23 protein-coding genes and 2 tRNA genes are annotated in these 25,609 nt (G+C 68.0%); 17 read left to right on the top strand and 8 right to left on the bottom strand.

Annotation, left to right across the window (positions count from 1 at the left end):
• Positions 1-103: 103 nt before the first annotated feature.
• On the top strand, positions 104-505 hold the full coding sequence (locus F3087_RS43040; RefSeq protein ID WP_150407967.1) for a Dabb family protein: 402 nt from the start codon (positions 104-106) through the stop codon (positions 503-505).
• A 5-nt stretch (positions 506-510) separates the two neighbouring features.
• Here F3087_RS43040 and icmF read toward each other — a convergent pair whose 3' ends face one another.
• On the bottom strand, positions 511-3,726 hold the full coding sequence (gene icmF, locus F3087_RS43035) for a fused isobutyryl-CoA mutase/GTPase IcmF (RefSeq protein WP_150407966.1): 3,216 nt from the start codon (positions 3,724-3,726) through the stop codon (positions 511-513).
• A 236-nt stretch (positions 3,727-3,962) separates the two neighbouring features.
• Between icmF and F3087_RS43030 the strand changes: the two genes are divergently transcribed.
• The 11 genes from F3087_RS43030 (at position 3,963) to F3087_RS42975 (ending at position 15,438) form a co-directional block, all read left to right on the top strand.
• Positions 3,963-4,973, top strand: coding sequence for a hypothetical protein (locus F3087_RS43030; protein ID WP_191094432.1), 1,011 nt, complete (start codon positions 3,963-3,965; stop codon positions 4,971-4,973).
• A complete protein-coding gene (locus F3087_RS43020; RefSeq protein WP_150407965.1) occupies positions 4,970-5,992 on the top strand; it encodes a hypothetical protein in 1,023 nt (340 codons plus the stop codon). The genes F3087_RS43030 and F3087_RS43020 overlap by 4 nt, the downstream gene beginning before the upstream one ends.
• A complete protein-coding gene (locus F3087_RS43015; protein WP_150407964.1) occupies positions 5,989-6,804 on the top strand; it encodes a hypothetical protein in 816 nt (271 codons plus the stop codon). The genes F3087_RS43020 and F3087_RS43015 overlap by 4 nt, the downstream gene beginning before the upstream one ends.
• Before the next feature lie 22 nt (positions 6,805-6,826).
• Entirely contained in the window at positions 6,827-7,813 is a 987-nt protein-coding gene (locus tag F3087_RS43010; RefSeq protein ID WP_150407963.1) for a hypothetical protein, read from the top strand.
• A 636-nt stretch (positions 7,814-8,449) separates the two neighbouring features.
• Positions 8,450-9,376 (top strand): DUF2157 domain-containing protein, encoded by a 927-nt coding sequence (locus tag F3087_RS43005; protein ID WP_150407962.1) that lies wholly within the window; start codon positions 8,450-8,452, stop codon positions 9,374-9,376.
• Positions 9,377-9,631: 255 nt separating this feature from the next.
• Positions 9,632-11,131, top strand: a complete 1,500-nt coding sequence (locus F3087_RS43000; RefSeq protein WP_150407961.1) for a CoA-acylating methylmalonate-semialdehyde dehydrogenase — start codon at positions 9,632-9,634, stop codon at positions 11,129-11,131.
• A gap of 2 nt (positions 11,132-11,133) precedes the next feature.
• Complete coding sequence (locus tag F3087_RS42995) at positions 11,134-12,273, top strand: acyl-CoA dehydrogenase family protein (RefSeq protein WP_150407960.1); 1,140 nt, start codon at positions 11,134-11,136, stop codon at positions 12,271-12,273.
• Between the two features lie 73 nt (positions 12,274-12,346).
• Entirely contained in the window at positions 12,347-13,405 is a 1,059-nt protein-coding gene (locus F3087_RS42990) for an enoyl-CoA hydratase/isomerase family protein (RefSeq protein WP_150407959.1), read from the top strand.
• Positions 13,398-14,297 (top strand): 3-hydroxyisobutyrate dehydrogenase, encoded by a 900-nt coding sequence (mmsB, locus tag F3087_RS42985; RefSeq protein WP_150407958.1) that lies wholly within the window; start codon positions 13,398-13,400, stop codon positions 14,295-14,297. Before F3087_RS42990 ends, mmsB begins: the two co-directional genes overlap by 8 nt.
• Positions 14,298-14,361: 64 nt before the next feature.
• A complete protein-coding gene (locus F3087_RS42980) occupies positions 14,362-14,547 on the top strand; it encodes a DUF6374 family protein (protein WP_150407957.1) in 186 nt (61 codons plus the stop codon).
• A gap of 114 nt (positions 14,548-14,661) precedes the next feature.
• Positions 14,662-15,438: an enoyl-CoA hydratase gene (locus tag F3087_RS42975; RefSeq protein ID WP_150407956.1), complete on the top strand. Its 777-nt coding sequence runs from the start codon at positions 14,662-14,664 to the stop codon at positions 15,436-15,438.
• Between the two features lie 28 nt (positions 15,439-15,466).
• On the opposite strand, the gene F3087_RS42970 is transcribed toward F3087_RS42975, so the two are convergent.
• Together F3087_RS42970 and F3087_RS42965 are read right to left on the bottom strand one after the other, a co-directional pair.
• Positions 15,467-16,477, bottom strand: coding sequence for an Hsp70 family protein (locus tag F3087_RS42970; RefSeq protein ID WP_223885787.1), 1,011 nt, complete (start codon positions 16,475-16,477; stop codon positions 15,467-15,469).
• 174 nt (positions 16,478-16,651) lie between these two features.
• Positions 16,652-17,203: a MarR family winged helix-turn-helix transcriptional regulator gene (locus tag F3087_RS42965; RefSeq protein WP_150407954.1), complete on the bottom strand. Its 552-nt coding sequence runs from the start codon at positions 17,201-17,203 to the stop codon at positions 16,652-16,654.
• A 129-nt stretch (positions 17,204-17,332) separates the two neighbouring features.
• Between F3087_RS42965 and F3087_RS42960 the strand changes: the two genes are divergently transcribed.
• Positions 17,333-17,407 (top strand) — tRNA-Cys (locus tag F3087_RS42960).
• 84 nt (positions 17,408-17,491) lie between these two features.
• On the opposite strand, the gene F3087_RS42955 is transcribed toward F3087_RS42960, so the two are convergent.
• Positions 17,492-18,904 carry a metallophosphoesterase gene (locus F3087_RS42955; protein WP_150407953.1) on the bottom strand — a complete coding sequence of 471 codons (1,413 nt, stop codon included), beginning with the start codon at positions 18,902-18,904 and terminating at the stop codon, positions 17,492-17,494.
• A gap of 16 nt (positions 18,905-18,920) precedes the next feature.
• The gene (locus F3087_RS42950) at positions 18,921-19,517 is read right to left on the bottom strand and encodes an Rv0361 family membrane protein (RefSeq protein WP_150407952.1); all 597 of its coding nucleotides are present in this window, start codon (positions 19,515-19,517) and stop codon (positions 18,921-18,923) included.
• A 194-nt stretch (positions 19,518-19,711) separates the two neighbouring features.
• Between F3087_RS42950 and F3087_RS42945 the strand changes: the two genes are divergently transcribed.
• The 3 genes from F3087_RS42945 to F3087_RS42935 all read left to right on the top strand — a co-directional run bounded on the left by F3087_RS42945 (position 19,712) and on the right by F3087_RS42935 (position 21,753).
• Positions 19,712-20,083 carry a prealbumin-like fold domain-containing protein gene (locus F3087_RS42945; RefSeq protein WP_150407951.1) on the top strand — a complete coding sequence of 124 codons (372 nt, stop codon included), beginning with the start codon at positions 19,712-19,714 and terminating at the stop codon, positions 20,081-20,083.
• A gap of 97 nt (positions 20,084-20,180) precedes the next feature.
• Positions 20,181-20,825: a CPBP family intramembrane glutamic endopeptidase gene (locus tag F3087_RS42940; protein WP_150407950.1), complete on the top strand. Its 645-nt coding sequence runs from the start codon at positions 20,181-20,183 to the stop codon at positions 20,823-20,825.
• A 322-nt stretch (positions 20,826-21,147) separates the two neighbouring features.
• Positions 21,148-21,753 carry a hypothetical protein gene (locus F3087_RS42935; protein WP_150407949.1) on the top strand — a complete coding sequence of 202 codons (606 nt, stop codon included), beginning with the start codon at positions 21,148-21,150 and terminating at the stop codon, positions 21,751-21,753.
• Between the two features lie 186 nt (positions 21,754-21,939).
• Here F3087_RS42935 and F3087_RS42930 read toward each other — a convergent pair.
• The 3 genes from F3087_RS42930 to F3087_RS42920 form a co-directional block, all read right to left on the bottom strand.
• A tRNA-Arg gene (locus tag F3087_RS42930) sits at positions 21,940-22,012 on the bottom strand.
• Between the two features lie 106 nt (positions 22,013-22,118).
• Positions 22,119-22,829 (bottom strand): DUF305 domain-containing protein, encoded by a 711-nt coding sequence (locus F3087_RS42925; RefSeq protein ID WP_223885786.1) that lies wholly within the window; start codon positions 22,827-22,829, stop codon positions 22,119-22,121.
• Positions 22,829-23,752, bottom strand: coding sequence for a DUF3105 domain-containing protein (locus F3087_RS42920; RefSeq protein WP_150407947.1), 924 nt, complete (start codon positions 23,750-23,752; stop codon positions 22,829-22,831). The genes F3087_RS42925 and F3087_RS42920 overlap by 1 nt, the downstream gene beginning before the upstream one ends.
• A 114-nt stretch (positions 23,753-23,866) precedes the next feature.
• Between F3087_RS42920 and argS the strand changes: the two genes are divergently transcribed.
• Positions 23,867-25,525 (top strand): arginine--tRNA ligase, encoded by a 1,659-nt coding sequence (gene argS, locus F3087_RS42915; RefSeq protein WP_150407946.1) that lies wholly within the window; start codon positions 23,867-23,869, stop codon positions 25,523-25,525.
• The last annotated feature ends 84 nt before the right edge of the window (positions 25,526-25,609 follow it).

The raw sequence follows: 25,609 nt of genomic DNA, 5'->3' as shown, positions 1-25,609 counted from the left end.
GGTAGCGCCCGCTCGGCCTGAATTGAACTCATAGGTTCACTCTTGTGGATCTACCGATCAGTTATCTAGATTGAACCCATCAGTTCAATTCGAGGGAGGTTCCATGATTGTTCACCTGCTGCGCTTCGGCTTCCGAGACGAGACCACCGACGAGCAGAAGGCCGAGGTGCTGGCACTGATGCGGCGCACGGCATCGGTCGAGTCGGTGTCGTTCTCGACCGTCGGGCAGAACCTGGGGGACAGCTCAGCCGGCCTGACCCATGCCTACTGCGTGGGCATCGAGGATCTGGCGGCGTTGGAGCGGTACATGCACGACCCGGTCCACCTCGACGGTGATCCGCGGATCATCCCGCACGTCGCGAAAATCGCTATCGGCCCGGATGTTTCGGACGCGCCGGATCCCGCACTGCGGGAAAAGATCATGGCGCTGCACGAGGCGAAGCTGGCGAAATACCCGGAGTGGGCGCAGCTGATGCAGACCGTTCCCGAGGTGCAGATCTTCTGAGCCGCTTACACGTTGCGCCGGTACTGGCCGCCGACGGTGAAGAAGGTGTCGGTGATCTGTTGCAGGGTGCAGACGCGGGCGGCATCCATCAGGACGTCGAAGATGTTGTCGTCGGTGCGGGCCACGGCTTCGAGGCGGGCGAGGGCGGCGTGCGCGGAATCGCGGTGCCGGTGCTGGAATTCGCGGACCCGGGTCAGCTGGGACTGCTTCTCCGCCTCGGTGCCGCGGGCCAGCTCGATGTCGTGTTTCGGTTCCCCGTGCGGGTTGCGGAAGGTGTTGACGCCGACGATGGGCAGCGAGCCGTCGTGCTTGCGGTGTTCGTAGCGGATCGACTCGTCCTGGATCTTGCCGCGCTGGTAGCCGGTCTCCATCGCGCCGAGCACGCCGCCGCGTTCGCTGATCCGGTCGAACTCGGCCAGCACCGCCTCCTCGACCAGGTCGGTGAGTTCGTCGATGAGAAAGCTGCCCTGCAACGGGTTTTCGTTCATCGCCACGCCCCACTCGCGGTTGATGATCAGCTGGATGGCGAGCGCGCGGCGCACCGATTCCTCGGTGGGGGTGGTCACCGCCTCGTCGTAGGCGTTGGTGTGCAGGCTGTTGCAGTTGTCGTAGATGGCGATGAGCGCCTGCAACGTCGTGCGAATGTCGTTGAAGCTCATCTCCTGTGCGTGCAGCGAGCGGCCGGAGGTCTGGACGTGGTACTTCAGCTTCTGCGAACGGTCGTTGGCGCCGTAGCGATCTCGCATCGCCACCGCCCAGATCCGCCGGGCGACCCGGCCGATCACCGAGTATTCGGGGTCCATGCCGTTGGAGAAGAAGAACGACAGGTTGGGCGCGAAGTCGTCGATTCGCATGCCGCGCGCGAGATAGGCCTCCACATAGGTGAATCCGTTGCTGAGGGTGAACGCGAGCTGGCTGATCGGGTTCGCGCCTGCCTCGGCGATGTGATAGCCGGAAATCGAGACGGAGTAGAAATTGCGAACACCGTTGCGCACGAACCATTCCTGGATGTCGGCCATCATGCGCAGGCTGAATTCGGTGGAGAAGATGCAGGTGTTCTGGCCCTGATCCTCCTTGAGGATGTCGGCCTGCACGGTGCCGCGCACCGTCGCCAAGGTCTTCGCCCGGATATCGGCGGTTTCGTCCTCGGTCGGCGCCCGTCCCTCGGCGGCCGAGAATCGTTCCAGCGCTTGATCTATCGCGGTATTGAGGAAGTAGGCCAGGATGGTCGGGGCCGGGCCGTTGATGGTCATCGACACCGAGGTGGTCGGCGAGGTCAGGTCGAAACCGTCGTAGAGCGCCTGCATGTCGTCGAGCGAGGCGATGGAAACGCCCGAGGTGCCGACCTTGCCGTAGATGTCGGGGCGTTCGGCCGGATCGTGGCCGTAGAGCGTCACCGAATCGAACGCGGTGGACAGCCTTTTGGCGTCGGCGTACTCGCTGAGCACCTTGAACCGCCGGTTGGTGCGGAACGGGTCGCCCTCGCCGGCGAACATCCTGGCCGGATCCTCGTTGTCCCGCTTGAACGGAAACACGCCCGCGGTGAACGGGAAACGCCCCGGCAGGTTCTCCGCGCGCAGGAAGCGCAGCAGCTCACCGTGATCGGTGTACCTGGGCAGCGCGACCCGCGGAATCGAGTTGCCGGACAGCGTCTCCCGGCGCAGCGGCGTGCGGATCTCGCGGTCGCGAATCCGCACCACCTGCTCGTCGCCGCGGTAGGACTCGGCCAGCGCGGGCCATTCGGCGAGCAGCGCCGCGTTCTCGGCGGTCAGCTCGGCGCGGGCCTTGGCGGCCAGCTCCGCGACGGCGGCATCGTCGGGCAGTTCGGCGGCGACCTGTTCGACGCGCTGCACCCGTTGCGCGGCAACGATTTGCGCGGCCGTCGTCGCGTGATACTCGCGCACCGTCTCGGCGATCTCGGCCAGATAGCGCACCCGCGCCGGCGGAATGATCTGCGCGAACCGGGTTGACGTGCGGGTGTTCACCCGGGGCAGCGCACCCTGCTCCAGCCGCAAGCCGCGCTCGGACAGCAGCCCGGCCAGGTGCTGATACAGCGCGGTGACCCCGTCGTCGTTGAAAGTCGCCGCGCTGGTGCCGAATACGGGCATGTCCTCCGGGGACGCGGTGAACGCCTCGCGGTTGCGGATCAGCTGACGCGACACATCGCGCAGCGCGTCCGCGGCCCCGCGGCGCTCGAACTTGTTGATCGCCACCACATCCGCGAAATCCAGCATGTCGATCTTCTCCAGCTGGGAGGCCGCGCCGAAGTCCGGGGTCATCACATACATGGACACGTCGACATGGTCGGTGACCGCGGCGTCGCCCTGGCCGATGCCCGGCGTTTCCAGGATCACCAGGTCGTAACCCGCTGCCTTGCAGGCGGTCACGATCAGCTCGATATTGTCCGGCAGTTCGCGCCCGCCCCGGGTGGCCAGCGAGCGGAAGAAGATGTGGTCGCCGTCCAGGGCGTTCATCCGGATGCGGTCGCCGAGCAACGCACCGCCGCCGCGCCGCCGGGTCGGGTCCACCGCGAGGATCGCGACGCGCAGCTTGTCCTGCTGGTCCGAGCGCAGCCTGCGCACCAATTCGTCGGTGAGCGAGGACTTTCCGGAGCCGCCGGTGCCGGTGATGCCGAGCACCGGCACCGTGCGCGCGGCGGCCGCCTGGATCAATGCCTGCCGGTCGCCGTCGGACAGCGCGTCCTGTTGCAGGCAGGTGATGGCGCGAGCCAGCGCGGCGCGTTCACCGGCGAGCACCGCCTCCAATACCGGTGGCTCGGTGGCGAGATCGACATCGCAGGCGCGAATCAGTTGATTGATCATGCCGGGCAACCCGAGTCGCTGACCGTCCTCGGGGGAGAAGATAGTCACCCCGGATTCGGCGAGCCGCGCGATTTCCTCGGCGACGATGACCCCGCCGCCCCCGCCGAATATCCGAACGTGTTCGGCCCCCGCCTTTTTCAACGCGTCGGCGAGATATTCGAAGTATTCGACATGGCCGCCCTGATACGAACTGACCGCGACGCCCTGCGCGTCCTCGGTGAGCACCGCGTCGACCACCTCGCTGACCGCGCGGTTGTGCCCGAGGTGGATCACCTCCGCGCCCTGCGCCTGCAGGATGCGCCGCATGATGTTGATCGCCGCGTCGTGTCCGTCGAATAGTGCTGCGGAGGTCACGAAACGGACGGGGTTGGTCGGCGTGTGCAGCGTGTGGTCGGCCACGGCATTCCTCCGGCGATATCCAGTCGGCGTCCGATACTAGGACGTCAAACTAATCCTACGGTGATGCCGATCACAGCGCCAGGTAGTACACGCCCGGTCAATTCGGGAATGTCGGCAATCGAGGTTCCGCTCATCGTGAATGCAAATGGCGACAACCGGCACCGGCTCGAGTTCCGATGTGACGCGATGCCCTAAATCCGAAATCCATCTGCACAAATCCACCAAAAGGAAGATCCATGGGACGGAACTCTTATCGGTTCGCCGCCGCGGTAGCCGCCCTCGGCCTGTCGACGTTCGCCGCGCCGTTCGCGCACGCCGAACCCGCGCCGCTGAACGGTCTGTTCGCCTTGGCGCCCGGCGTCTGCTCCGGCGGCGCGGTGACCGGCAGCTTCTTCCGGATGATCCTGCCGACCGGGGACGCGGGCGGCCCCTACCTGGCCAACAGCGACTCGGCGTGCAGCGATCAGACGGTGACCACGCTGTCCGCGGGCAGCGACGGCGGCCTGGTCAGCGGCAGTTACCAGCCGCAGCCCGCGGCGGCCTTCGACGGCGCGGGCAACGCGCGGTCGGGGCGGGTCACCACCCCGGTCCGGTTCTACGGCGTCGATTTCGCCACCGCGACCAACCCGACCGATCCGCAGACCGGCGGCGGCACCTCGGTGCCCGCGATCTACTCCGACGGCGGGCAGCTGTCCGGCGATCTGAGCAGCCTCGGGGTCACCTGGAACAACCAGGTGTTCAACCAGGGTGCGCCGAAGCCGGGCGGTGGACTGCCGGGCAAGACCAGTCCCGTGCGCGGCAGCATCGACGGCTCGGGCAACTTCGTGATCGAGTGGACGAGTCAGATCGTCGGCGGTCCGTTCAACAACTTCACCGGGCTGTGGCATCTGGCCGGTCAGTACCGCGGCGGCAGCGTCCCGCAGGCTGCACCGGCGGCCGCGCCGATTGCCGCGCCGCCCGCCGCGCCCGCGGCCGCGCCGGCCGCTCCCGCCCCCGCTGCTCCGGCCCCCGCGCCGGCGGCTCCGGCGGTCCCCGGCACGGCGGCGGCCGCGCCCGCCGCCGTGCCGGTGGCGCAAAATCAGGCGCAGCCGATCCACGCCGATCCGGTGCTCGCCTCGAAGACCATCGAGGTCCCGCGCGGCAGGCACACCCCGGCGTGGGTGGTGCCGACGCTGCTCGTCGTCGCGGTCGCGGCGGCCGGGGTGTTCTTCAACGCGGACCGGATCGTCCGTCGGCAACGGCAGTGACGGCAGTGTCGGGGCTGCCCGCCTATTCGGAGTTCGTCTCGAATCCGGAACCCGCGCCGCCGCGGCCCCGGAAACGGTGGCCGTTCGTGCTGATCATCGCGATCGGCGCGCTGCTGGTGCTCGCGCCCATCGGCACCGGCATGTTCCCGCGAGCGGTCAAGGGGGAGGCGATGATCGACGCGTTCGAGCCGTACATGACGCGGTCGAGCATCGACGGGTATCGCCACGATCTTCAGGTGCTCGATGACGCGCGGACCAATGTCGTCACGTTGCAGAAGAACGGCCAGCAGCCGGGCAGCTTCGAGCGGGTGGACCAATTCGTCCGCGACTACCCGGAGATCAGCTATCACATGTCCGGGATGATCGGCGCGATCGACGACAACCGGGGCAATTACGAAAAGCTCGCCGCGGTACCGCCTTTCGGCACGTTGCCGTGGTTGTTCGCGCTACCCGGCGTGATCCTGATCGGCGCCGGCGTGCTGGGTTACCGGCGCGCGAAGGAGGGCAGGCAGGCGCTGGTCTGGCGCTCGGTCGCGGGACTGGCCGCGCTCGGGTTGATCGCGGTGCCGCTGCTCGGCGGGCTGTTCCCGGCCTCGCCCGCGGCGCAACCGCTGATCAACGACCTGCGCCCGATCCTGACCCACGACGAGGTCCGGAAGTTGCAGGGCTACTTCGTCACCCTGGTCGCGGCCGACGGCGAACTCAACAGCCGCTACACCGCCGCCGTTCGCGCTGTCCACCCCGAGGCCGATCTCACCGGCATCACCACGCTCGAAACTCGTTGGCAGCCGATGACTTCGCGGTTCGCCGCGCTGATCGGCGCGATGAACGACAACGTGCGCAACTTCGATGCCGTTGTCGCGCTGAACGATTCGACTCGCCCGATCGGCTTCGGCGCGTTCCGTGGACTCGGGTTCTTCTACCTGGTGCCCGGCATCTTCGTGCTGGCCGCCACGGTCGAGGGCCTGCTCCTGCCGAACCGGTTGCGGGCCAACACAGTAGGAGGGAATCCGGCATGAGCGCACGAAAGCTGATCGCGGCGACAGTCCTGGCCGCGCTGGCGCTGGGGGTGTCGGGATGTTCCAGCAGCGACGACACCCCGGCGTCGAGCGGGCCGGAGCCGCTGGTCGGATTGCTGCGCTTCACCCCGGGTTCGGTGTCCGGCGACAGCGTCGCCGGTACCTGGTTCCGGATGGTGCAGCCGGGCGGTACGCCGGAGAAGGGCCCCTACATGCCCAACGGCGACTCCCCGGCGCAGAACGGGTCGACCACCCTGCTCGAACCGGGCACGGCGGGCGGCCTGCGCATCGGCGGATATCAAAGCGAACCGAATCCCGGCTTCGCGCAGGGTAATTCGCTGTCCGCGTCGATCACCAAGCCGACCAAGTTCTTCGCCGTCGAGTTCGGTATCTCCACCAATCCGACCGACCCGCAGACCCAGCGCCGGGTGCCGCCGCCCTCGGTGACCAACGACGGCGGCAAGTTGACCGCCGACGTGTCGTCCTGGGCCGCCTCGTGGAACGACCAGGAGTTCAACCAGGGCGCGCCGAAGCCGCCGGAGAAGCAGGACGCACAGGTGGCCGGCGCCGAACAGGTGCAGAAGGTCTGGGACTGGGTGGCCAAGCAGTGGTTCGACAAGCCCACCGCCGATGCCGCCCAAGGCCCCCCGGCCACCGGCACTTTCGACGCGAAGACCCGCAAGTTCACCCTGCAGTGGACCAGCCTCATCGTCGGCGGGCCGTTCAACGGTTTCACCGGCGTCTGGCACCTGGAGGGCTTGTACGAACCAGCCGCCGCTGCGCCCGATTCGCCTGCGGCCCCGGTCAAATAGACAGCAGAAGGAGTACGGCCCGATGAGTTCTCGCACGACGACCAGGCCCGCGCTCGCCAGTGCCATCCGCGCGGTGGCCGCGCTGACGGTCATCGGCAGCGCGGTCGCGGTCACCGCGTTGACGGTGCGTCAGGACGACGACGTCACCAGTGTGGTGATCACCCAGGAGCAGCCGGCCGCGGCTGCCCGGCCGGCCGCGGCCGCGGCTCCGGTCGAAACGCCGCCTGCCGCGCCGGCTCCCGCGCCTGCGGCCCCGGCCCCCGCACCCGGCGGTGGCCCGGTGCCCGCCGCGTCGGTTCCGCTCGGCTCGGGTGGTGCGTCCGCCGCCGTCGCCATCAATCCCGGGACGACCGCGCCGAACACCGGTGCGCCCGGCGGTTCGGTCCCCTTGGGCGCGGGTGCGCCGAACAGCTCGGTCCCGCTCGGTGGCGGTGCGCCGGACAGTTCGGTTCCGCTGGGCGGCGGCGCGCCGAACAGCTCCGTTCCGCTCGGCGGCGCGGGCGGCGCCAATCCGTTCGCCGCCGCACCGCTCGCGGCGCAGCCCGCATGCCCGATCGGCTGGCCCGCGCCGAAGCAGCAGGGCGGTCTCGCCTCGCTGATCGGACTCGCCCCGCTGGCGGGTCCGTTCTCTTCGGAGGCGTTCGCGCTCGGCTCGGTTTACCAGCCGATCCTGCAGCTCGCGGGTCCGGTGCTGGCCGAGATCGCGCCGATCCTGGCGCAGTACCAGCCGGCGATCGACCCGTTCATCACCCAGGTCCAGGGCGTGGAAGCCATTGTCCTGCAAGCGATCCTGCCCTACTACGGCCCCTACCGCGGGCAACTGATCGCGGCCGAGGGCGAGCTCGCCAAGGTACTGGCCCCCATCCTCACCAACGCCTACAACAGCGAAGCCGCCTCCTGCTTCGTCGCCTGGCAGGGCCAGATCATCGACCAGGCCAAGGGCGGCCGCATCACCGTCGCCTCACTGGCCCACCCCGGCACCGTCGTGGAGCTCGGCCCCGAGTCCTGACCCCCGCGCACCCCCTGTCGAGCCGCGCACGAATCCGCCCCACATTCCCTGCGCGGCTCGACAGAACCTGCGCGGCAGCGATCCCGCTGCCACAAAACGGTTGCCCGGCCGCAGCGCGCGATTTGTCGTCTTGCGTGTATTGCGTTGTCCCGCGAGTGAATTTGCTTGGTATTTCGTGCGCGGCTGGACAGCGGGTGCGCGACAGTGATCGTCGTGTTGCGTATGGCCGCGGCGGCGCGTTGGTTGGTGCGCCGCGCGCATGGCGTTGTGCGGCCGATGGAATTGCTGCTTATGACGTGCGCGGTGGGAGGGGATGTGCGCGGGCCCGGGCGGCGGTGCGCGTCGGCTGGTGTCCTGTGCGCATTATGTTGCCCTGCGCATGAATTCGTCTGACATTCTGTGCGCGCGCCGATAAGGCGCGTGCCACTGCGATTGCCATGTCTCATGCCGCTCCGTCGACACGGGCGTGCGCTGGTCGGTGGCCCGCGCGCATGGTGCTGCCGCGCGTGAATTCACCGCTCGTATCGCGCGGGTGACGGAAAGTGTGTGGCGGGTGGCGCGTTGGATTGGTGATTTCTGGGTGGTGCGGCGACCGCCGGAGATAATGAGCGTATGGCGACACACCAGAGTTCAGCTGTGCGGAAGCTGGTCGAGCAGGGTGTGCTGACCGAGGCGCAGTTCGACGCGGTCATGGCGGCGCTTGAGACGCGGGAGTCGCGGCCGCGCGGGAAGGTTCTGGCCGAGATCGCGGCCTATATCGGGGCTGGGCTGGTGTTTTGTGGCATCGCGCTGGTGATCGGGTCGTCCTGGGACGATCTCGCGCGCGGTGGGCGGGTCGCGGTGCTGCTCGCGGTGTCGTTCGGGCTGGTGCTCGGCGCGATCGCGGTGGTCGGCGGGCCGGGAAAGCTGTTCGCGCGGGATCCGCACGGGTCCCGGGTTCGGCTCGCGGCGGCGCTGCTCGCGCTCGCGGCCGGGGCGATCGCCGGGACGGTGGGGACGGCGTTGGACAACGGCACCGGTGACGCGGGGTCGTGGGCGGCGATCGCGGGCCTGGTGGCGGCAGTGCTCGGCTATCTCGCGGTGCCGTCGGTGATCGGGATGCTCGCGTGCGGTGTGCTCAGCGCGCTCCTGCCCGCGGCGCTCGGTGATCTCGCGGGCGTCGACGACGTCTGGTACGCGCTCGGGATGCTGGTGGTCGGCGGAATCTGGTTCGCGCTCACCAGGATCGGCGGTTTCGTGGAGACCTGGCTGGGTTACGCGATTGCGGTAGGGATCTCGTTGATCGGCGCGGCGATCATCGATGTCGACGACTGGTGGGCGTTTCTGCTCAGCCTGCTGGTGGCTGTCGTCTGCTTCGCGTTGTTCGCCGAGCAGCGTTCGACCGTGCTGGTGATCGGCGGCGGACTCGCGGTCGCGCTGGCAACCGGCCAGGCGGTCACCGAGTGGACCGACAGTGTTCTCGCCGCGGCGGTATCCGTGCTGGTGGTCGGGAGCGTGGTGCTCGCCGGTGGCGCGTTCATGCTCACCAGGGCGCCGAAACCGTCCGCGTCGAACGCGGCTTAGACGGTCGAGGCCGTTGCCCGCGGCCGGTTGGGCGATGGATGGACCATGCCTGTTGCGCGTTGTCCCGGGTGTGAACTGTATTGCGCTCGGTGAACTGCCTGGTCGATGGCATATTTCGGCCATTCCCGATGGTCGGGCGTGCACGCTGTCGGAGGTGGGATGGGTCACACTCGGTATTTACATGGACGTCCAACTATAGGATGACCGCATACCGCGCCAAGCGGTGTCATGGTCGGCTACCAGAACAGGACTGGCATGGTTCGCGAACTCACTCACTTCATCGGCGGGCAACACGTCGCGGGCACCTCGGGCAACTTCGGTGACGTCTTCGACCCGAATCTCGGCCAAGTGCAGGCGCGGGTGCCGCTGGCCAGCAAGTCCGAGGTCGAGGCGGTCATCGCCGATGCCGAAGCGGCACAGCCGGTCTGGGCCGCGTTCAACCCGCAGAAGCGGGCGCGCGTGCTGATGCGCTTCCTCACTCTGGTGCAGGACGAGATGGATTCGCTTGCGGCGCTGCTGTCTTCGGAACACGGCAAGACCATCGCCGACGCGAAGGGCGACATCCAGCGCGGCCTCGAGGTGATCGAGTTCGCCGTCGGCGCGCCGCACCTGCTCAAGGGCGAGTACACCGAGAGCGCGGGCACCGGCATCGACGTCTACTCGATGCGCCAGCCGCTCGGCGTCGTCGCGGGGATCACCCCGTTCAACTTCCCGGCCATGATCCCGCTGTGGAAGGCCGGCCCGGCGCTGGCCACCGGAAACGCGTTCGTGCTCAAGCCTTCCGAGCGCGACCCCTCGGTGCCGCTGCGCCTGGCCGAGCTGTTCCTCGAGGCCGGCCTGCCGCCGGGTGTGTTCAACGTGGTCAACGGCGACAAGGTGGCCGTCGACGCGCTGCTGCACGACCCGCGGATCAAGGCCGTCGGCTTCGTCGGCTCCACCCCGATCGCCCAGTACATCTACGAGACCGCGACCGCGAACGGCAAGCGCGCCCAGTGCTTCGGCGGCGCGAAGAACCACGCGATCGTGATGCCGGACGCCGACCTCGACGATGTCGCCGACCAATTGATCGGCGCCGGTTACGGTTCCGCGGGCGAGCGCTGCATGGCCATCTCGGTGGCGGTGCCGGTCGGCGAGGAGACCGCGGATCGCCTGCTGGCCAAGCTCACCGAGCGGGTGGAGAAGCTCAACATCGGCCGCTCCGACGATCCCGGCGCCGACTACGGCCCGCTCGTCGGCAAGGACGGCGTGGATCGGGTGAACAACTACGTCCAGATCGGCATCGATGAGGGGGCCGAGCTGGTGATCGACGGTCGCGGCGTGACCGTCCCCGGCGGCGAGGACGGATACTTCGTCGGCGCAACGCTTTTCGACAAGGTCACCCCGGAGATGCGGATCTACCAGGAAGAGATCTTCGGTCCGGTGCTCACCGTCGTCCGGGCCAAGGACTACGAAGAGGGCCTGCGCCTGGCCAACGAGCACGAATACGGCAACGGTGTCGCGATCTTCACCCGCGACGGCGACACCGCCCGGGACTTCGCCGCCCGCGTGCAGGTCGGCATGGTCGGCATCAACGTCCCGATCCCGGTGCCGATCGCGTACTACACCTTCGGCGGCTGGAAGCGTTCCGGCTTCGGCGATCTGAACCAGCACGGCCCGGACTCGTTCCGCTTCTACACCAAGACGAAAACCGTCACGCAGCGCTGGCCTTCCGGGATGAAGGAAAGCAATGCGTTCGTCATCCCGACGATGGACTGACCATGTTCATCCTCGACGAAGACGAGAAGGCGATCCGCGACACCGCGCGCGGATTCGCCGACGAGTTCCTCGCCCCGAACGCCCTGGAATGGGATGAGCAGAAGCACTTTCCGGTCGACGTGCTGCGCAAGGCTGGCCCGCTCGGGCTCGGCGGCATCTACGTCCAGGAGGACGTAGGCGGTTCGGGCCTGCGCAGGCTCGACTCCGTGCGCATCTTCGAACAGCTCGCCACCGGCTGCCCGGCCATCGCGGCCTATATCTCCATCCACAACATGGCGACCTGGATGATCGACGCCTACGGCGATGCGGCGCAACGCGATCGCTGGCTGCCGAGGCTGACCTCGATGGAGCTGCTGGCCAGTTACGCGCTGACCGAACCGGGCGCGGGCTCCGACGCTGCGGCGTTGAGCACCAAGGCCGTTCGCGACGGTGACGACTACATCTTCAACGGGACAAAGCAATTCATCTCCGGGGCGGGCGCCACCGACGTGTACGTGGTCATGGCGCGCACCGGGGCGGCGGGCGCGCGCGGCGTCTCGGCGTTCATCGTGCCCGCCGATACGCCGGGAGTTTCCTTCGGCGTCAACGAAAGAAAGATGGGCTGGCACGCGCAGCCGACCCGGCAGGTGATCTTCGAGGACGCTAGGGTGCCCGCGGCGAACCTGCTCGGCGCAGAGGGCGACGGCTTCCGCATCGCGATGAACGGCCTCAACGGCGGACGGCTGAACATCGCCGCCTGCTCGGTCGGCGGCGCGCAGGCGGCGCTGGAGCAGACGGTGCCGTACCTGGCCGAGCGGCAGGCGTTCGGCAAGCCGCTGCTGAAGAACGAGGCGCTGCGCTTCCAGCTCGCCGACATGCGGACCGAATTGGAGGCCGCCCGCACCCTGCTGTGGCGGGCCGCGGCGGCGCTGGACGCCGACGCGCCGGACAAGGTCGAGTTGTGCGCCATGGCAAAGCGATTCGCCACCGACGCGGGGTTCGAGGTCGCGAACAAGGCGCTGCAACTGCACGGCGGCTACGGTTACCTGGCCGAATACGGCCTGGAGAAGATCGTCCGAGATCTGCGGGTCCACCAGATACTCGAGGGCACCAACGAAATCATGCGGGTGGTTGTCGCCCGCGCGGTGGTAGGAGCGGCATGAGCGAACGAAGTGAGCGAATCATGTGCCAGCGTGCTTCGCTCATGACGGAGCCGAGCGTTAGCGAGGCGCAGTCATGAGTGAACCGGAAGTGCTGATCGAGAAGGCGAATGGGCTCGGGCTCATCACGTTGAACCGGCCGAAGGCCATCAACGCGCTGAATCACCCGATGACCCTTGCCATCAGCGATGCGCTGCGTGCCTGGGCGGACGACGACGAGGTGCGCACCGTCGTCCTCACCGGTGCGGGGGAGCGCGGGCTGTGCGCGGGCGGCGACATCGTCGCCATCTACTCCGACGCGACCGGCGGCGCCACCGGCGCGGATTCGCCGACCGGCCGCTTCTGGCGCGACGAGTACGTTCTCAACGCGTTGATCGGCAACTACCCGAAGCCGTACGTGGTGGTGATGGACGGCATCGTGATGGGCGGCGGCGTCGGGCTGTCCGGGCACGGCAGCCACCGGATCGTCACCGAGCGGTCCAAGATCGGCATGCCCGAGGTGGGCATCGGCTTCGTCCCGGATGTCGGTGGCACCTACCTGCTTTCGCGCAGTCCCGGCGAGATCGGCACGCACGTCGCGCTGACCACCGCCCGGATGAGCGCGGGCGACGCCATCGCGGCCGGCTTCGCCGACTACTTCGTCGCCACCGAACACCTTCCGGCGCTGCTGGATACGCTGCGCACCGAGGCGGTCGAGGTGGCGATCGCCAAGTTCGCCACGGCCGCAACGGAATCCGGCCTGCTCGCTCAGCGGTCCTGGATCGACGCCTGCTATCGAGCGGACACGGTCGAGGAGATCGTCGCGCGCCTGCAGGCCGACGAGGCGCCGGAGGCCGCCGCGGCCGCCGCCGACATTCTGGCGAAATCGCCTGTCGCGCTGAAGGTGGCGCTACGGTCGTTGCGGTCCGCGCGTACCGCGCCGGACCTGGAGACCGTGCTGAACGAGGAGTACCGGGTCTCCATCGCGGCGCTGTCCTCGCTCGATCTGGTGGAAGGCATCCGCGCGCAGGTAATCGACAAGGACCGTAATCCGCAGTGGTCACCGGCGACCCTCGCCGAGGTCACCACCGCACAGGTCGACGCATACTTCGCCGAATTGGGCGATCAGGAACTGGGTTTGGTGAGCAATGACTGAAAAGATCGGATTCCTCGGGCTGGGCCACATGGGTGCGCCGATGGCGGCGAACCTGGTGAAGGCCGGATATGAAGTGCTGGCCTACGATCCGGTGCCCGCCGCCCAGGAGCAGGCCGTCAAGGACGGCGCGATCGTGGTGAGCACGGCCGTCGAGGCGGCCGACGCCGGTGTCGTGATCACCATGCTGCCCAACGGAAAACTCGTCCTCGACGTGTACGCCGAACTGCTCCCCGCGGCCAAGCCCGGCACCCTGTTCATCGACTGCTCGACCATCGACGTCGCCGACGCCAAGTCGGCCGCGGTGCTCGCCATCGGCGCGGGCCACCGCGCGCTGGACGCCCCGGTCTCCGGCGGCGTCGCCGGCGCGGCCGCGGGCACGCTGACCTTCATGGTCGGCGGCGGCGCCGAGGACTTCGCCGACGCGCTGCCGCTGCTCGAGGTGATGGGCGGCAAGGTGGTGCACTGCGGCGGTTCCGGCGTCGGCCAGGCGGCCAAGATCTGCAACAACATGCTGCTCGGCATCTCGATGATCGGCCTGTCCGAGGCGCTGGTGCTCGGCGAGAAGCTCGGCCTGACCCACCAGTCGTTCTTCGACGTCGTCTCCACCGCGTCGGGCCAGAGCTGGGCGCTGACCACCTACTGCCCGGTCCCCGGCCCGGTGCCGACCAGCCCCGCGAACAACGATTACCAGCCCGGTTTCGCCACCGCGCTGATGAACAAGGATCTGGGCCTGGCGGCGAACGCGTTGCGCGAGAACGGCATCGACGGCCAGCTCGGGCTGCTCGCGGCGGAGATCTACAACCGGTTCAACGAGTCCTCGGGTGCGCGGGACTTCTCGGCGATCGTCACCGAGATCCGGGACCGCAGCGACGTCCCGAGCACGGACGCCTGACCCGATATTTTCTAGAGGATGACATGTCTCGAACATGCGTTCGACTCGAGGTATTGTTCGAGCCGTGTCTCCACTTTCCCGCCAGGACTGGGCCAGGATGAACCTCGAACAGGTCCGTGACCAGCTGCTCGACGCGGCCGCGTTCGGCAAGTACTTGCCGCCCGAGCAGCTGGAGAACGCCGCGGGGAAGATCGCCGAGGGCCTGCGGGTGTATACGGAATTGACCGGCGATCCGGGCGCTGGAGTGTGAATTCCGTTGTGCTGTAACAACTTCAGAATACCGTCGGGACGTTGCGAGCGGGTCGGTAAACCTGGCTGCTGTATCGTCACCGATAATCCTGACCCCCGACCTAGAAGGTGCCGAGTGACCGACTTCGAGACGATTCTGCTGGAGCGCAAGGGCCGGGTCGGCTGGATCACGCTGAACCGCCCGAAGGCGCTCAACGCGCTCAACGCCCAGGTCCTCGATGATGTCATCGCCGCGCTCGACGAGCTCGAGCGCGACGACGAGATCGGCGCCGTGGTCATCACCGGCTCGGATCGGGCCTTCGCGGCCGGCGCCGACATCAAGGAGATGCAGCCGAAGTCGTACATGGACATGTTCCTGAACGACTACTTCGCGCGCTGGGACCGGCTCGCCGCGTTCCGCAAGCCGACCATCGCCGCGGTGGCCGGTTACGCCCTCGGCGGCGGCTGCGAACTGGCGATGATCTGCGACATCCTGATCGCGGCCGACACCGCGAAGTTCGGCCAGCCGGAGATCAAGCTCGGCGTCATCCCCGGCATCGGCGGCTCGCAGCGGCTCACCCGCGCGGTCGGCAAGGCCAAGGCGATGGACCTGGTGCTCACCGGCCGCAACATGGACGCCGAGGAGGCCGAGCGCGCCGGGCTGGTCTCGCGCATCGTGCCCGCCGCCGACCTGCTGGACACCGCGCTCGAGGTGGCCGACACCATCGCGTCGATGTCGCTGCCGGTCACCATGATCGCGAAGGAGGCGGTCAACCGCTCCTTCGAGACCACGCTCGCCGAGGGCCTGCGCTTCGAACGCCGAGTGTTCCACTCGCTCTTCGCGATCGAGGATCAGAAGGAAGGCATGAGCGCGTTCGTGGAGAAGCGGCCGGCGAAGTTCACCAACCGCTGAGCAGAATGCCTGTCCACTTAGCCGCGAGTTAGCCGAAACTCGACGGCGACGGTCCGACGATCTCCACCGGCGTCGACGGGGTGCCGTGGCTCGGTTCGGTCGACGGCCGGTCCATCGCGAGGATGCCGGCGATCGTCGCGCCGAGCGCCGCGGTGACCGCGACGGCGGCGATGAGCTTGCGCCGGTCGACCGGGCCGTGCACCAGCGAGGCGGACAGCCCCGCGCCCGCGCGGGCGCGGGCCATCCGCACGTCGCCGCTGTGGCGTTCGGCCGCGAGCAGTACCGCGCCGCGGGCCGAGACGTAGTCGGGTTCCGGGTCGTAAATGATCGGCAGGTCGATCAGCTCCGCGAGTTCGTCGCGGATGCTCGGATTGCGGGTGCAGCCGCCGAGCAGCACCAGCGCCTCGGGTTGCACGCCGCTCTCCTCGATCAGCTGCCGCACGAACGACGCCGAATGATGCAGGCTCGCGGCACACAATTCGGCCAGGTCGCTGCGGGTGACCACCTCGCGGCCGCCGGAGATCGGGTCGATCGCGGTGACCACCCGCTCGCTGCTCAACGCCTCGCGATGCCTGCGGCTGGTCAGCTTGTCGGTGAGCACGCCGCCGCGCGCGAGCTGCCAGCGCAGCAGCGCGTCGTAGCCGTCGCCGCCGAGCACCGTGCTGCGCTTGCCCGCGAGGATGGTGTCGGTGCGGCAGTCGGCGTGCGTGATGGTCAGGCCGGACGTGCCGAGGTCGTAGAGCAGGACCGAGCCGTCGTCGGGCAGCTGTCCGGTGAAACGGAGATAGCGCAGTTGCGCCAGGGGCTCGTCGACGATGGTCAAGCGGTTGCGGCCGGCGCCGGTCCGGATGGCCTCGGCGTGCAGGGTGCAGCGGCAGGTCACGGCGGTTCCGGTGACCAATTCGTCGCGCCGGTCGGCCGCGCCGCGCATCTGGCGGATGGCCTCGAAGACCGGTTCCTCGACCCCGCCACCGGCGCGCCGGGGCACCTCGCAGCGATCGATCGGCGGGAGATGCGGCTGATCGGAGTGAGTCAGCATCGCGCGAGCACCCCCAGCGCCCGCCGATACCCCCAAGACCAGCACCATGGTTTACATGGTGAACCTTTTTGCCGCCGCTGCCAAGACAACGGGCCGGGAAATTCGCTAGTTGGATGCCGGACCGTTACGCCGTGGCCAACTAGCGGGTGTATCAAACCGACCGGTACGACCGTCTCAGTCCGGTCCGGTCGCGGACCAGCGCGCCGGTTCGTCGCCGGTGTCGAAGTCACCTGCGGCATGTCGGAATTCCGCGAGTAGCTGCAACAGCGTGTGCAGCCGATCCGGCGCGAGACCGGGTAACGCGAAGACGCGGGTGTTGAGTTCCTCGGTCGCCTGCGCGACCAATTCCCTTCCGGCATCGGTGATCTCGATCAGCGTCGCGCGCCGGTCGGTCGGGTGCGGCACCCGTTCGACCAGCTTCGCCGCCTCGAGCCGATCGACGGTGTTGGTCACGCTGGTCGGGTGCACCTGCAGGCGCGCGCTGGCCTTCGCCATCGGCAGTGCGCCGGTCTTGCTGAAGCTCAGCAGCATGAGTAATTCGTAGCGGGAGAAGGTCAAACCGGTCGGTTTCAGTGCCTCGTCCACCCGGGCCATCACGATTTGCTGGGCGCGTACCAGCGAGGTCACCGCGGCCATGCCATCGGCCACGTCACCCCAGCCGTGGCCGACCCACTGGCGATGGGCCTCCTCGATCGGGTCGAGCGGAAGTGGGCGTGGCCGAGACATTCTCCGATCATTCCATGCGGGTGGGCGCGGTTCGGGGACATCCGGCGGGCTCGCGGTCACACTCGCTTCGAATCAGCGTGAGTGCAAGGGTGGGTCCGGGCGCCCGCGGACGGCACTATCAATCGTGAGGCGGGCGTGGCTGAGTGGTTGAGGCAACGGTCTGCAAAGCCGTTTACGCGGGTTCAATTCCCGCCGCTCGCTCCAAGGGGTTCGAGGGTCGCTCCAGCGGCACCGCTCGGTCCGGCGTACGTGACCGCCGGACCGAGCGCCTCGAGCCGGCGGTGGCGCTCAGCCGATTCCCGAGAAATCCCGCAGCACAACGTGATTGCGGTCCGCGGTGGTGCCGAGCGTGTAATCCGGGAGCAGGCCGAAGTATTCGGACCTGGTGGCCGCGCTCCAGCGGCGGGCCGCTTCGGTGCGGGTCTTGTAGAAGTTGAGCATGTAGCCGCCTTCGTAGAGGCGGAGCAGGCTGTAACCGCCCGGATATTCCTTCACCGCAGCGACTTCCAGGAATTCGACGGCGCAGCCGGTATCGGGGCGGGTGCGGCGATTGCGGTGGGTGTGGCCGCTGTGATGCAGGAAGACGCCGGGGGAGCGGTCGTAGCGGGCTTGCAGTTCGGCGCTGTCGCGGCCGTTGAGCACGAAGCCCGGGCCGGCGAGATTGGTCAGGCCCGATTCGATGGTGACCGGGTGATGGCCGAAGACCAGGGTCGGGCGGTCGGGGTCGGCGCGGAGCCGCTCGGCGAACAGGTCGAATTGGGGGCGGTCGATGCTGCCGCCGGAGCCGTCGAGTTCGCTGGTGTCGAGGCCGAGCAGGCGCAGGCCGCCGGATTCGTGTTCGATCAGTTGCTGGCGCGGGGTGAAAGCCTCTGCCCAGCAGTCGTGATGGTCGGCGGGGGCGGGCTGACAACCCGCGTAGTCCGGGCCGGTGTGCGGGCGGTCGTGGTTGCCGCGGACGACGAGGTAGTCCTCGCCCAGCGTGCCCCACCCGTCGAGTTGTGCGCGGACGGCGCGCGAATCATCCAGGGCCGCTTCGCTGGTGAGGTCGCCGGCGATGAGCAGTCGTTCGGCGCCACGGTCGGGGCGGCGCAGATCGTCGAGCATGGCGGCGAGCATAACCTCGGGGTACGGCGGGACGTCTTGCCGGACGCCGGGCGGCAGGTTGGCGACGAGCAGACCGCTGACCTCCTCGCCGTAGTGCACGTCGTTGGCGAGGGCGAGGGTGTGCAGCGGCCGGCCGGGCGGGGGCACCAAAGTGGTGAATCGGCCGGTGGATTCGGGAGTTCCGGGGCTGAGCGTGGTCAAGGAGAGCGCGGGGACCGCGCACACGCCGTTGGACCAGGCCTCGAAACGGTAAGTACGACCGGGTTCGAGTCCGTCGATCTCGGCGTAGTGGAAGGGCGTCGGCTGCGCGTCGGCGTAGACCGGAACCGGTGCGCGCGCCGAATCCGCCGGAGCCAGGCGCAGTTCCGCGTCGGAGTCCACCGGCACCAATCGCCCGGCCGGATCCGGCGCGACCGTCGTCCAGGTCACGACCACCGACCGATCGGTGATCGTGACCACCTCCAGATCGGTGGCGATCAGCGGATTCGGTTGGGCCCGTGCCGAACCCGGACGCGCCAACGGCAACAGCGCCGCAAAACCGATGGCGCCGAGCACCGTTCGCCGGGACGGCCCGCAACACGCGGCTCGTTCGTTCATGCGCGCGGGTGTGCGGTCAATTCTTGCCGGTGACCGCGGAGCAGACCTTCCACTTACCGTCTTCCTTCTTCAGGTGCTCGGTGGTGCTGGTGTCGGTATCGGGCGCCTGACCCGGCACCTCGAGGGTGAGCTTGCCGATGATGTGCGCTGTCGCGGTGTCGCCGGTGATCACGATGTTCTCGATCTTATCGATGTTCACCGCGACCGTCGCGGACTCGAACTCCTGCCGCTGTTCCTCGGGCAGCGCCTCGAACTCGGCCCGGTCCGCCGCGCACGCCTTCGCCGCTGCGGCCTGGAAACCCTTGTTGTCCAGCGTGTCGTAGAAGTCGTGGATCGCGTTCTCGATCCGTTTTCCGTCCGAGGCGAGCGGGCCCTTGCCCTGCGCGGTCAGCACGGCGCCGAGCACCACGACGCCGCCGAGCGCCAGCAGCACCACCGCGATCAGCCCGACGATCAGGCCGACCTTGCTCTTACGCGACGGCTGCTGCCCGGGCGGCGGCGGGGGATAGCCGGCCTGCGGGTAGCCCGCCGGCGGCGGATATTCGGTGGGCTGCTGCTGCTGCGGATACTGCGGTCCTTGCTGCGGCGGCTGCCCGCCCGGCGGATAAGTCATCGTCTCGTCCTCCGTCAGCCCCCCTCGGCTTCCTCGAAGGTTACGTCAACGGGGTACCCGGGCGAGCGGGAAATGGCCCCGCCTGACTCGCTGGTCGGCGGCTCGGGCATGTCCCTCGTCGGCGTGCGGCCGGCGGACTATATTTGCCGGGTGCGGATGACCGCCCATGTTCGTTCGTGCAGAAGGAGATTCGAATGCGCAGACTGATCGGCATGTCCGTCCTCGGCGTCGGGTTGCTGGCGATCGCGCAGGGCGCGGGCGTTGCGGGAGCCGACCCGGCACCCGCCGGACAGGGCACGTTGCGGGTGCAGGCCCAGATGACCGGCGCCGAGCCATATGCCGTGGCCGGCGCGCAGATCGGCATCACCACCTGCGCGGCAGGCCCGATGCTCACCACCCTGACCACCGGACCCGACGGCACCGCCGCCACCAACCTGCCGCCCGGCTGCTACCAGGCCCAGTTCACCTCGGCGTCCGGCTGCGAGCCGAAGAGTTCGACCTCGGTCAAGGTGGACGTCGTCCCCGCCGCCACCCAGACCGCCGACTTCAAGGTCAGCTGCGCCTGATCGAGTTGCGAACGGGACGTCGCTGAGGCGCTACTCGCATTTTCGCGCCGCCAGGTCCCGTTCGGCGCGCCGCATTCTGGATGTCACTATTTCGGCTTTGGTCGTCCGGTTGGGGGCGGTGCTCGTCGCGGTGACGATCTGGTGGCTGGTGCTGTATCACGGGGTGAATGCCGTAGGCGACGACGAGTACACCCGCGGTGGGCATGTGGTGCGTGCGGTCGGTGCGACGCTCGGCACGGTGACATTGATTTATATGCTGTGGCTCGGCTGGGCCGATCTCACCGTGCAGTCGTCGATGTCGAAGACTGTGCCGGCGCTTATTGCCCTCGTCGCGCTGGCGCTGCTCTACGAGGCCGTCCCGGAAGAACTGATCTTCCGCGGCTATTTCTTCTCCAATCTCGCCGAGCGCTGGTCGACCGCGATTACCGTGATCGCCCAGGCGGTACTTTTCACGCTGTGGGGCGTCTTGATCGGCGCGGCCACCTCGATCGAACGAGTCATCCTCTTCTTCGCCTTCTCCGTGGTCCAAGGCGCGCTTCGCGCAACCACCGGAAACCTTTGGGCCTGCATCGGATTCCACGCGACCTTCCAGGTGGCCACCCAGTTCCTCGGTCGGCAATGGAACTACATCGACCTGAACGATCCCGACCTGAGCATCACCGGTCTGTCCTTCGTGGTCATCCCGTTCCTGTGCACAGCGATCGTGCTGTGGGTAGTCGCCCGAAAGCGCCGCCGGAACTGATCGCGCCCGGCGATCGCAGGTAGAAGACGCTGGGAAGCCGACGTTTTCGGCCCAACCCATCTGCCGCTCCCTCCGCTACGAACAAGAGTCGGAGCTCGATTGCTACCGGCCGGAACAGTGTGGGACGTCGGGCGCGGTCGGTGGACCAGGTGGTGCGAGCAAGGGGTGAAATCCGGCATTTCGGTAATTCCGGATGGTAGCGTCTGGCCCGCGATCGAGTTCTTCATCCGCTCTACCCAGGGTTGTGGCTGCGCCGGTTCTGGCTTGCAGGCCGATTCGGTGTTGCCGTCGGACCACCGTTTGGACGATGGGAAGGATTTCGATGGAACATCAGCAAGAGGACATGTCGAGCTCGATCCGTGGCCGCCGGGGAGTTCGGCGTGGGGTGTTTATCGCCGCGAGCCTGGTAGGTGCATCTGCACTGGGATACAGCATGATCGGCGCTACGCAGCCGATCGCGGCGGCAGCGGATGACAGCGCGCCGTACACCTGCACGATCCCCGACACCAAGATCAAGGTGGCCAAGGACGAGGAAGGTTTCTACAAGCTCGAGGTGCCGGACGTCGCCATGTCGGGTGACGGGGCAGGCTGCAAAGAGGGGCTCGTCGCGACCGAGATCACCATCGAGGACAATCGGCCGACGTATGACGGCAGCACGAGCGGTAAGTGCATGATGGAGATCGAGAAAATAATCGACGACGGCAAGAACTTCAAGAAAGGCGGTGGCACAGTCACCGCTGACATGAAGGGCGGCGCGTCGGACATCATGGCCACGGCGGAAACGACTGCGGCAAGCCCGCAAAAGGAAACCACGGCGAAACTCACCGGCAAATTCAAGGGCCTGAAGTGGGAAAAGTGTGCGGCCCAGGGGTTCGAGAACGCCACGATCACGTTGACCGGCGGCAAGATCACATTCACCCCGAAGTAGAGCTTGTGGCCAGCGGTTGTAGCCGCACTCGGCTCATCGAGATCACCTAGTTCATCGCGCTGCGTCGATACCCATCGACGCAGCGCGTCTGGCATCTCGCCGAAGCGAATCGCCCGACACCCCAACCTGTTCCAGAAAACAGAACGGCCCCTGATCGCATGCTGCTGATCAGGGGCCTCTCTGCGGTGCCCTCGGCAGGATTCGAACCTGCGGCCTTCTGCTCCGGAGGCAGACGCTCTATCCCCTGAGCTACGAGGGCGGGATAGGTGTCGAGCGGTGACGGTGACGCCGCCGTTCGGGCGGGGAAAGCGTATCGCATCGGTCGCCTGGAGCCAAAAAGGGTTGTCGGGGGCGGCGGTTCGGGGTCAGTTCGGCGGGAGCGGGACCGCGCCCCGTGCGGTGAGCATGGTGGTGATGAGCTGGGCTTCGCCGCGCTGGGTCTGGTCCATGGTGTCGGCGAGAGTGCGCACGGCGGTGGTTTCGGCGTGCTCGCCCGCGTAGTCGATCATCGGCAGGCCGCCCTGGTGGTGGCGCAGCATGAGTTGCAGGAAGAGGGTGTCGAGGGCGGGGCCGGTGGCTTGGCGCAGCGCGGCGAGGTCGCCGGGGGTGGCCATGCCGGGCATGGTCGGCATGGGGCCGGACATGGTCTGGGTGGCGCCGGAGTGGCCGTGGCCGCCGGGTTGCGCGCTCATCCAGCCCATGTAGCCGTCGACGCTCTGCGCGGGCTTGCCCCACAGTTGCAGCCAGCCCTGCATCCGGCCGACCTGGTTCTGCTGGGTGGTCATGATGTCGTAGGCGAGGCGGCGCACGTCGGTGTCGGTGGAGCGGACCAGCACCACGCCGGCCATCTCGACGGCCTGCGCGTGGTGGGCCGACATGTCCTGGGTGAAGCCGACGTCCACCGCGCCGGGATCGGGTTCGGACGAGTTGTTCAGCGGCAGCCGGATCAGCGCGCCGATGGCGACGCCGATCAGGATGGCGCCGATCACGCCGAGGACCAGCAGCGCCGTGCGCTGCCTGCGCACCTGGGCGCCGAGGCCGGACTCCGCGGAATCCGGCTCGACCTCGATGCTCACTATTGGCTCGGCTGCGGCTGGGCCGGCCCGGGCTGCGCCGGGTTCGGCACGGGGCGGGGCTGGTTCGGCGCCGGCGCGCCGGGCAGGCCGGGCAGTCCCGGAACCCCGGGCACGCCCGGCAGGCCGCCGGGCATTCCGCCGACCTCACCCGGATCCTGCTGCAGGCCCTTGCCGTCCATCGGCACCGCGCCCGGTCCGGGCGGGGTCGGGTCGAACGGCGGCGGGTTGTCGGTGTCGAACGCGATCGTCGAGCAGTCCGCGCCGACCTCGGGGTAGGTGTAGTTGTTCAGGCGCAGTGCGGTGATGAACTGGCCGACGCGCTTGTCGTCGGCGCTGTCCAGCTTCAGCTGGTGTCCCCACGATTGCAGCGAAACCGCGTGGTCGAGACCGGGGTACGGCGACATCAGCGAGTACGCCTTGCCCTGCACCTTGCTCTCGAGCGAGTCGATGCCCGCGGCGTCGACCTTGTCCGGGTTGTAGGCGATCCAGACCGCGCCGTGCTCGAGCGAGTGCACCGCGTTCTCCATCCGGATCGGCTTGTCGTACACGACGCCGGTGCAGGTGGCCCAGGACGCGTCGTGCGGTCCGCCGAACGCGGGACTCTGGTCGTAGGCCACCCGCTGGGTCGGCCCGATGTGCAGCCCGGCCGGGTATTCCTTCTTGACCACGCCGGGGATCGAATCCGAGGGGTCCTTGCGTTCCGCGCTGGGCGTGAACTTCTCCAGGTCGGCCTTCTCCTGGTACTTGGGTACCAGGCTGTAGGCGAGAGCACCGATGAGTGCGATGATGACTACGGCCGCGCCGATGGCCAACCAGGGGATCTGACGATTCTTCTTCGGCAGTTGTCCACGCCCGCCCCCTTTGCGGGACCCGGACAACTTGGCGGCGGCCTTGGCCGATTTGGCGCTGGGACTACTCGGCATCGCTCGTTGTGCTCTCTCGAGGTGATGGATCCGCAGGGTGCTGTGGATTGCGGACGGTTCCGGCGCAGTGCCCACTCGAGGTGTACACCCGCCAAGACCATAGGATAGAGACTCGTGACTCCAGCTGACCTTGCAGATCTCCTTCGCGCCACTGCGGCGAAGGTGCTTGTCGAACGCGGACTGGACCCCGCGGTCCTGCCCGACGAGGTCACTGTCGAGCGCCCCCGCAACCCCGAACACGGTGACTATGCCACGAACGTGGCGATGAAGGTCGCGAAAAAGGCGGGCGCGAATCCGCGCGATCTGGCGACCTGGCTCGCCGAGGCGCTGAGCGCCGCCGACGAGGTGGCCTCCGCCGAGGTCGCCGGGCCCGGCTTCCTGAACATCCGGCTGGCCGCGTCCGCGCAGGGCGCGATCATCGAGCAGGTGCTCGCCGCCGGCCCCGCCTACGGCAGCGGGGAGACGCTGAAGGGGACCCGGATCAACCTGGAGTTCGTCTCGGCGAACCCGACCGGTCCGGTGCACCTCGGCGGCACCCGCTGGGCCGCGGTCGGCGACGCGCTGGGCCGGATCCTGGCCGCGCAGGGCGCCGACGTGGTGCGCGAGTACTACTTCAACGATCACGGCGCGCAGATCGAGCGCTTCGCCCGGTCGCTGGTCGCGGCGGCCACCGGCGCGCCGACCCCGGACGACGGTTACGCGGGCGCCTACATCGGCGAGATCGCGAACACCATCGTGGCCGCGCACCCGGACGCGCTGTCGCTGCCCGAGGACGAGCGGCAGGAGCTGTTCCGCGCCGAGGGCGTCGAGCTGATGTTCGCCCAGATCCGGCAGACGCTGCACGAGTTCGGCACCGACTTCGACGTGTTCTTCAACGAGAGCTCGCTGTTCGAGTCCGGCGCGGTGGCGCAGGCCGTGGCCAAGCTCAAGGATTCCGGCGATCTTTATGAAAAAGACGGCGCCTGGTGGATCGCGAGTTCGGAATACGGCGACGATCAGGATCGCGTCGTCCTCAAAAGCGACGGCAACCCCGCATATGTGGCCGGCGATATCGCCTACTTCCAGAACAAGCGGGACCGCGGTTTCGATCTGTGCATTTACATGCTCGGCGCCGACCACCACGGTTATATCGGCCGGCTGAAGGCGATCGCGTCGGTTTCCGGCGATGATCCGGCCACCGTCGAGGTGCTGATCGGGCAGATGGTGAATCTGCTCAAAGACGGTGTCGCGGTGAAAATGAGCAAGCGTGCGGGCACCGTGGTCACGCTCGAGGATTTGGTCGAGGCGATCGGCGTCGACGCCGGGCGGTATGTGCTCGTGCGTTCCTCGGTGAATTCGAGCATCGATATCGACCTGGACCTGTGGACCAGCCAGAGCAGCGAGAACCCGGTCTACTACGTGCAATACGCGCACGCGCGGACCGCGTCGATCGCGCGCAACGCGGCCGAGCTCGAATACGACAAGGTGACGCCGGATCTCGCGCTGCTCACCTCCGACGAGGAGGGCGAGCTCATCCGCACCCTCGGCGAGTACCCCAGGGTCGTGAGCAGCGCCGCGAGCCTGCGCGAGCCGCACCGGGTCGCCCGCTACCTGGAGGAACTGGCCGGTACCTATCACCGCTTCCAGACCAACAAGAACCTGCGCGTGCTGCCCCTCGGGGACGAGCCCGTGAGCCCTACCAACGCCGCGCGCTTGGTGCTGGTCAACGCGACCCGTCAGGTCCTCGCGAACGGCCTCGCCCTGCTCGGCGTCAGCGCACCGGAGCGCATGTGAACGGGCACAAGGACTTTCCGACGAGCGCCAGGGAGGAACTACTATCGTGAACGAGCGTAGCGAGCGAACCGAAGGCGCAGCCGC

This window comes from Nocardia colli, from assembly GCF_008704205.1.
Classification (GTDB): domain Bacteria; phylum Actinomycetota; class Actinomycetes; order Mycobacteriales; family Mycobacteriaceae; genus Nocardia; species Nocardia colli.
The sequence above is the reverse complement of the archived record's forward strand: the minus strand, read 5'-3'. Positions and strand labels throughout refer to the sequence as shown.

What these genes read in the sequence shown, in the direction of transcription:
- F3087_RS42950 (WP_150407952.1), bottom strand. Translation starts at nt 19,517, where the DNA reads ATGACTTATCCGCCGGGCGGGCAGCCGCCGCAGCAAGGACCGCAGTAT.
- F3087_RS42920 (WP_150407947.1), bottom strand. Translation starts at nt 23,752, where the DNA reads ATGCCGAGTAGTCCCAGCGCCAAATCGGCCAAGGCCGCCGCCAAGTTG.
- F3087_RS42990 (WP_150407959.1), top strand. Translation starts at nt 12,347, where the DNA reads ATGAGTGAACCGGAAGTGCTGATCGAGAAGGCGAATGGGCTCGGGCTC.
- F3087_RS42965 (WP_150407954.1), bottom strand. Translation starts at nt 17,203, where the DNA reads ATGTCTCGGCCACGCCCACTTCCGCTCGACCCGATCGAGGAGGCCCAT.
- F3087_RS43040 (WP_150407967.1), top strand. Translation starts at nt 104, where the DNA reads ATGATTGTTCACCTGCTGCGCTTCGGCTTCCGAGACGAGACCACCGAC.
- F3087_RS42995 (WP_150407960.1), top strand. Translation starts at nt 11,134, where the DNA reads ATGTTCATCCTCGACGAAGACGAGAAGGCGATCCGCGACACCGCGCGC.
- F3087_RS42945 (WP_150407951.1), top strand. Translation starts at nt 19,712, where the DNA reads ATGCGCAGACTGATCGGCATGTCCGTCCTCGGCGTCGGGTTGCTGGCG.
- F3087_RS43015 (WP_150407964.1), top strand. Translation starts at nt 5,989, where the DNA reads ATGAGCGCACGAAAGCTGATCGCGGCGACAGTCCTGGCCGCGCTGGCG.
- F3087_RS42955 (WP_150407953.1), bottom strand. Translation starts at nt 18,904, where the DNA reads ATGAACGAACGAGCCGCGTGTTGCGGGCCGTCCCGGCGAACGGTGCTC.
- F3087_RS42970 (WP_223885787.1), bottom strand. Translation starts at nt 16,477, where the DNA reads ATGCTGACTCACTCCGATCAGCCGCATCTCCCGCCGATCGATCGCTGC.
- F3087_RS42935 (WP_150407949.1), top strand. Translation starts at nt 21,148, where the DNA reads ATGGAACATCAGCAAGAGGACATGTCGAGCTCGATCCGTGGCCGCCGG.
- F3087_RS43000 (WP_150407961.1), top strand. Translation starts at nt 9,632, where the DNA reads ATGGTTCGCGAACTCACTCACTTCATCGGCGGGCAACACGTCGCGGGC.
- F3087_RS43010 (WP_150407963.1), top strand. Translation starts at nt 6,827, where the DNA reads ATGAGTTCTCGCACGACGACCAGGCCCGCGCTCGCCAGTGCCATCCGC.
- mmsB (WP_150407958.1), top strand. Translation starts at nt 13,398, where the DNA reads ATGACTGAAAAGATCGGATTCCTCGGGCTGGGCCACATGGGTGCGCCG.
- F3087_RS43030 (WP_191094432.1), top strand. Translation starts at nt 3,963, where the DNA reads ATGGGACGGAACTCTTATCGGTTCGCCGCCGCGGTAGCCGCCCTCGGC.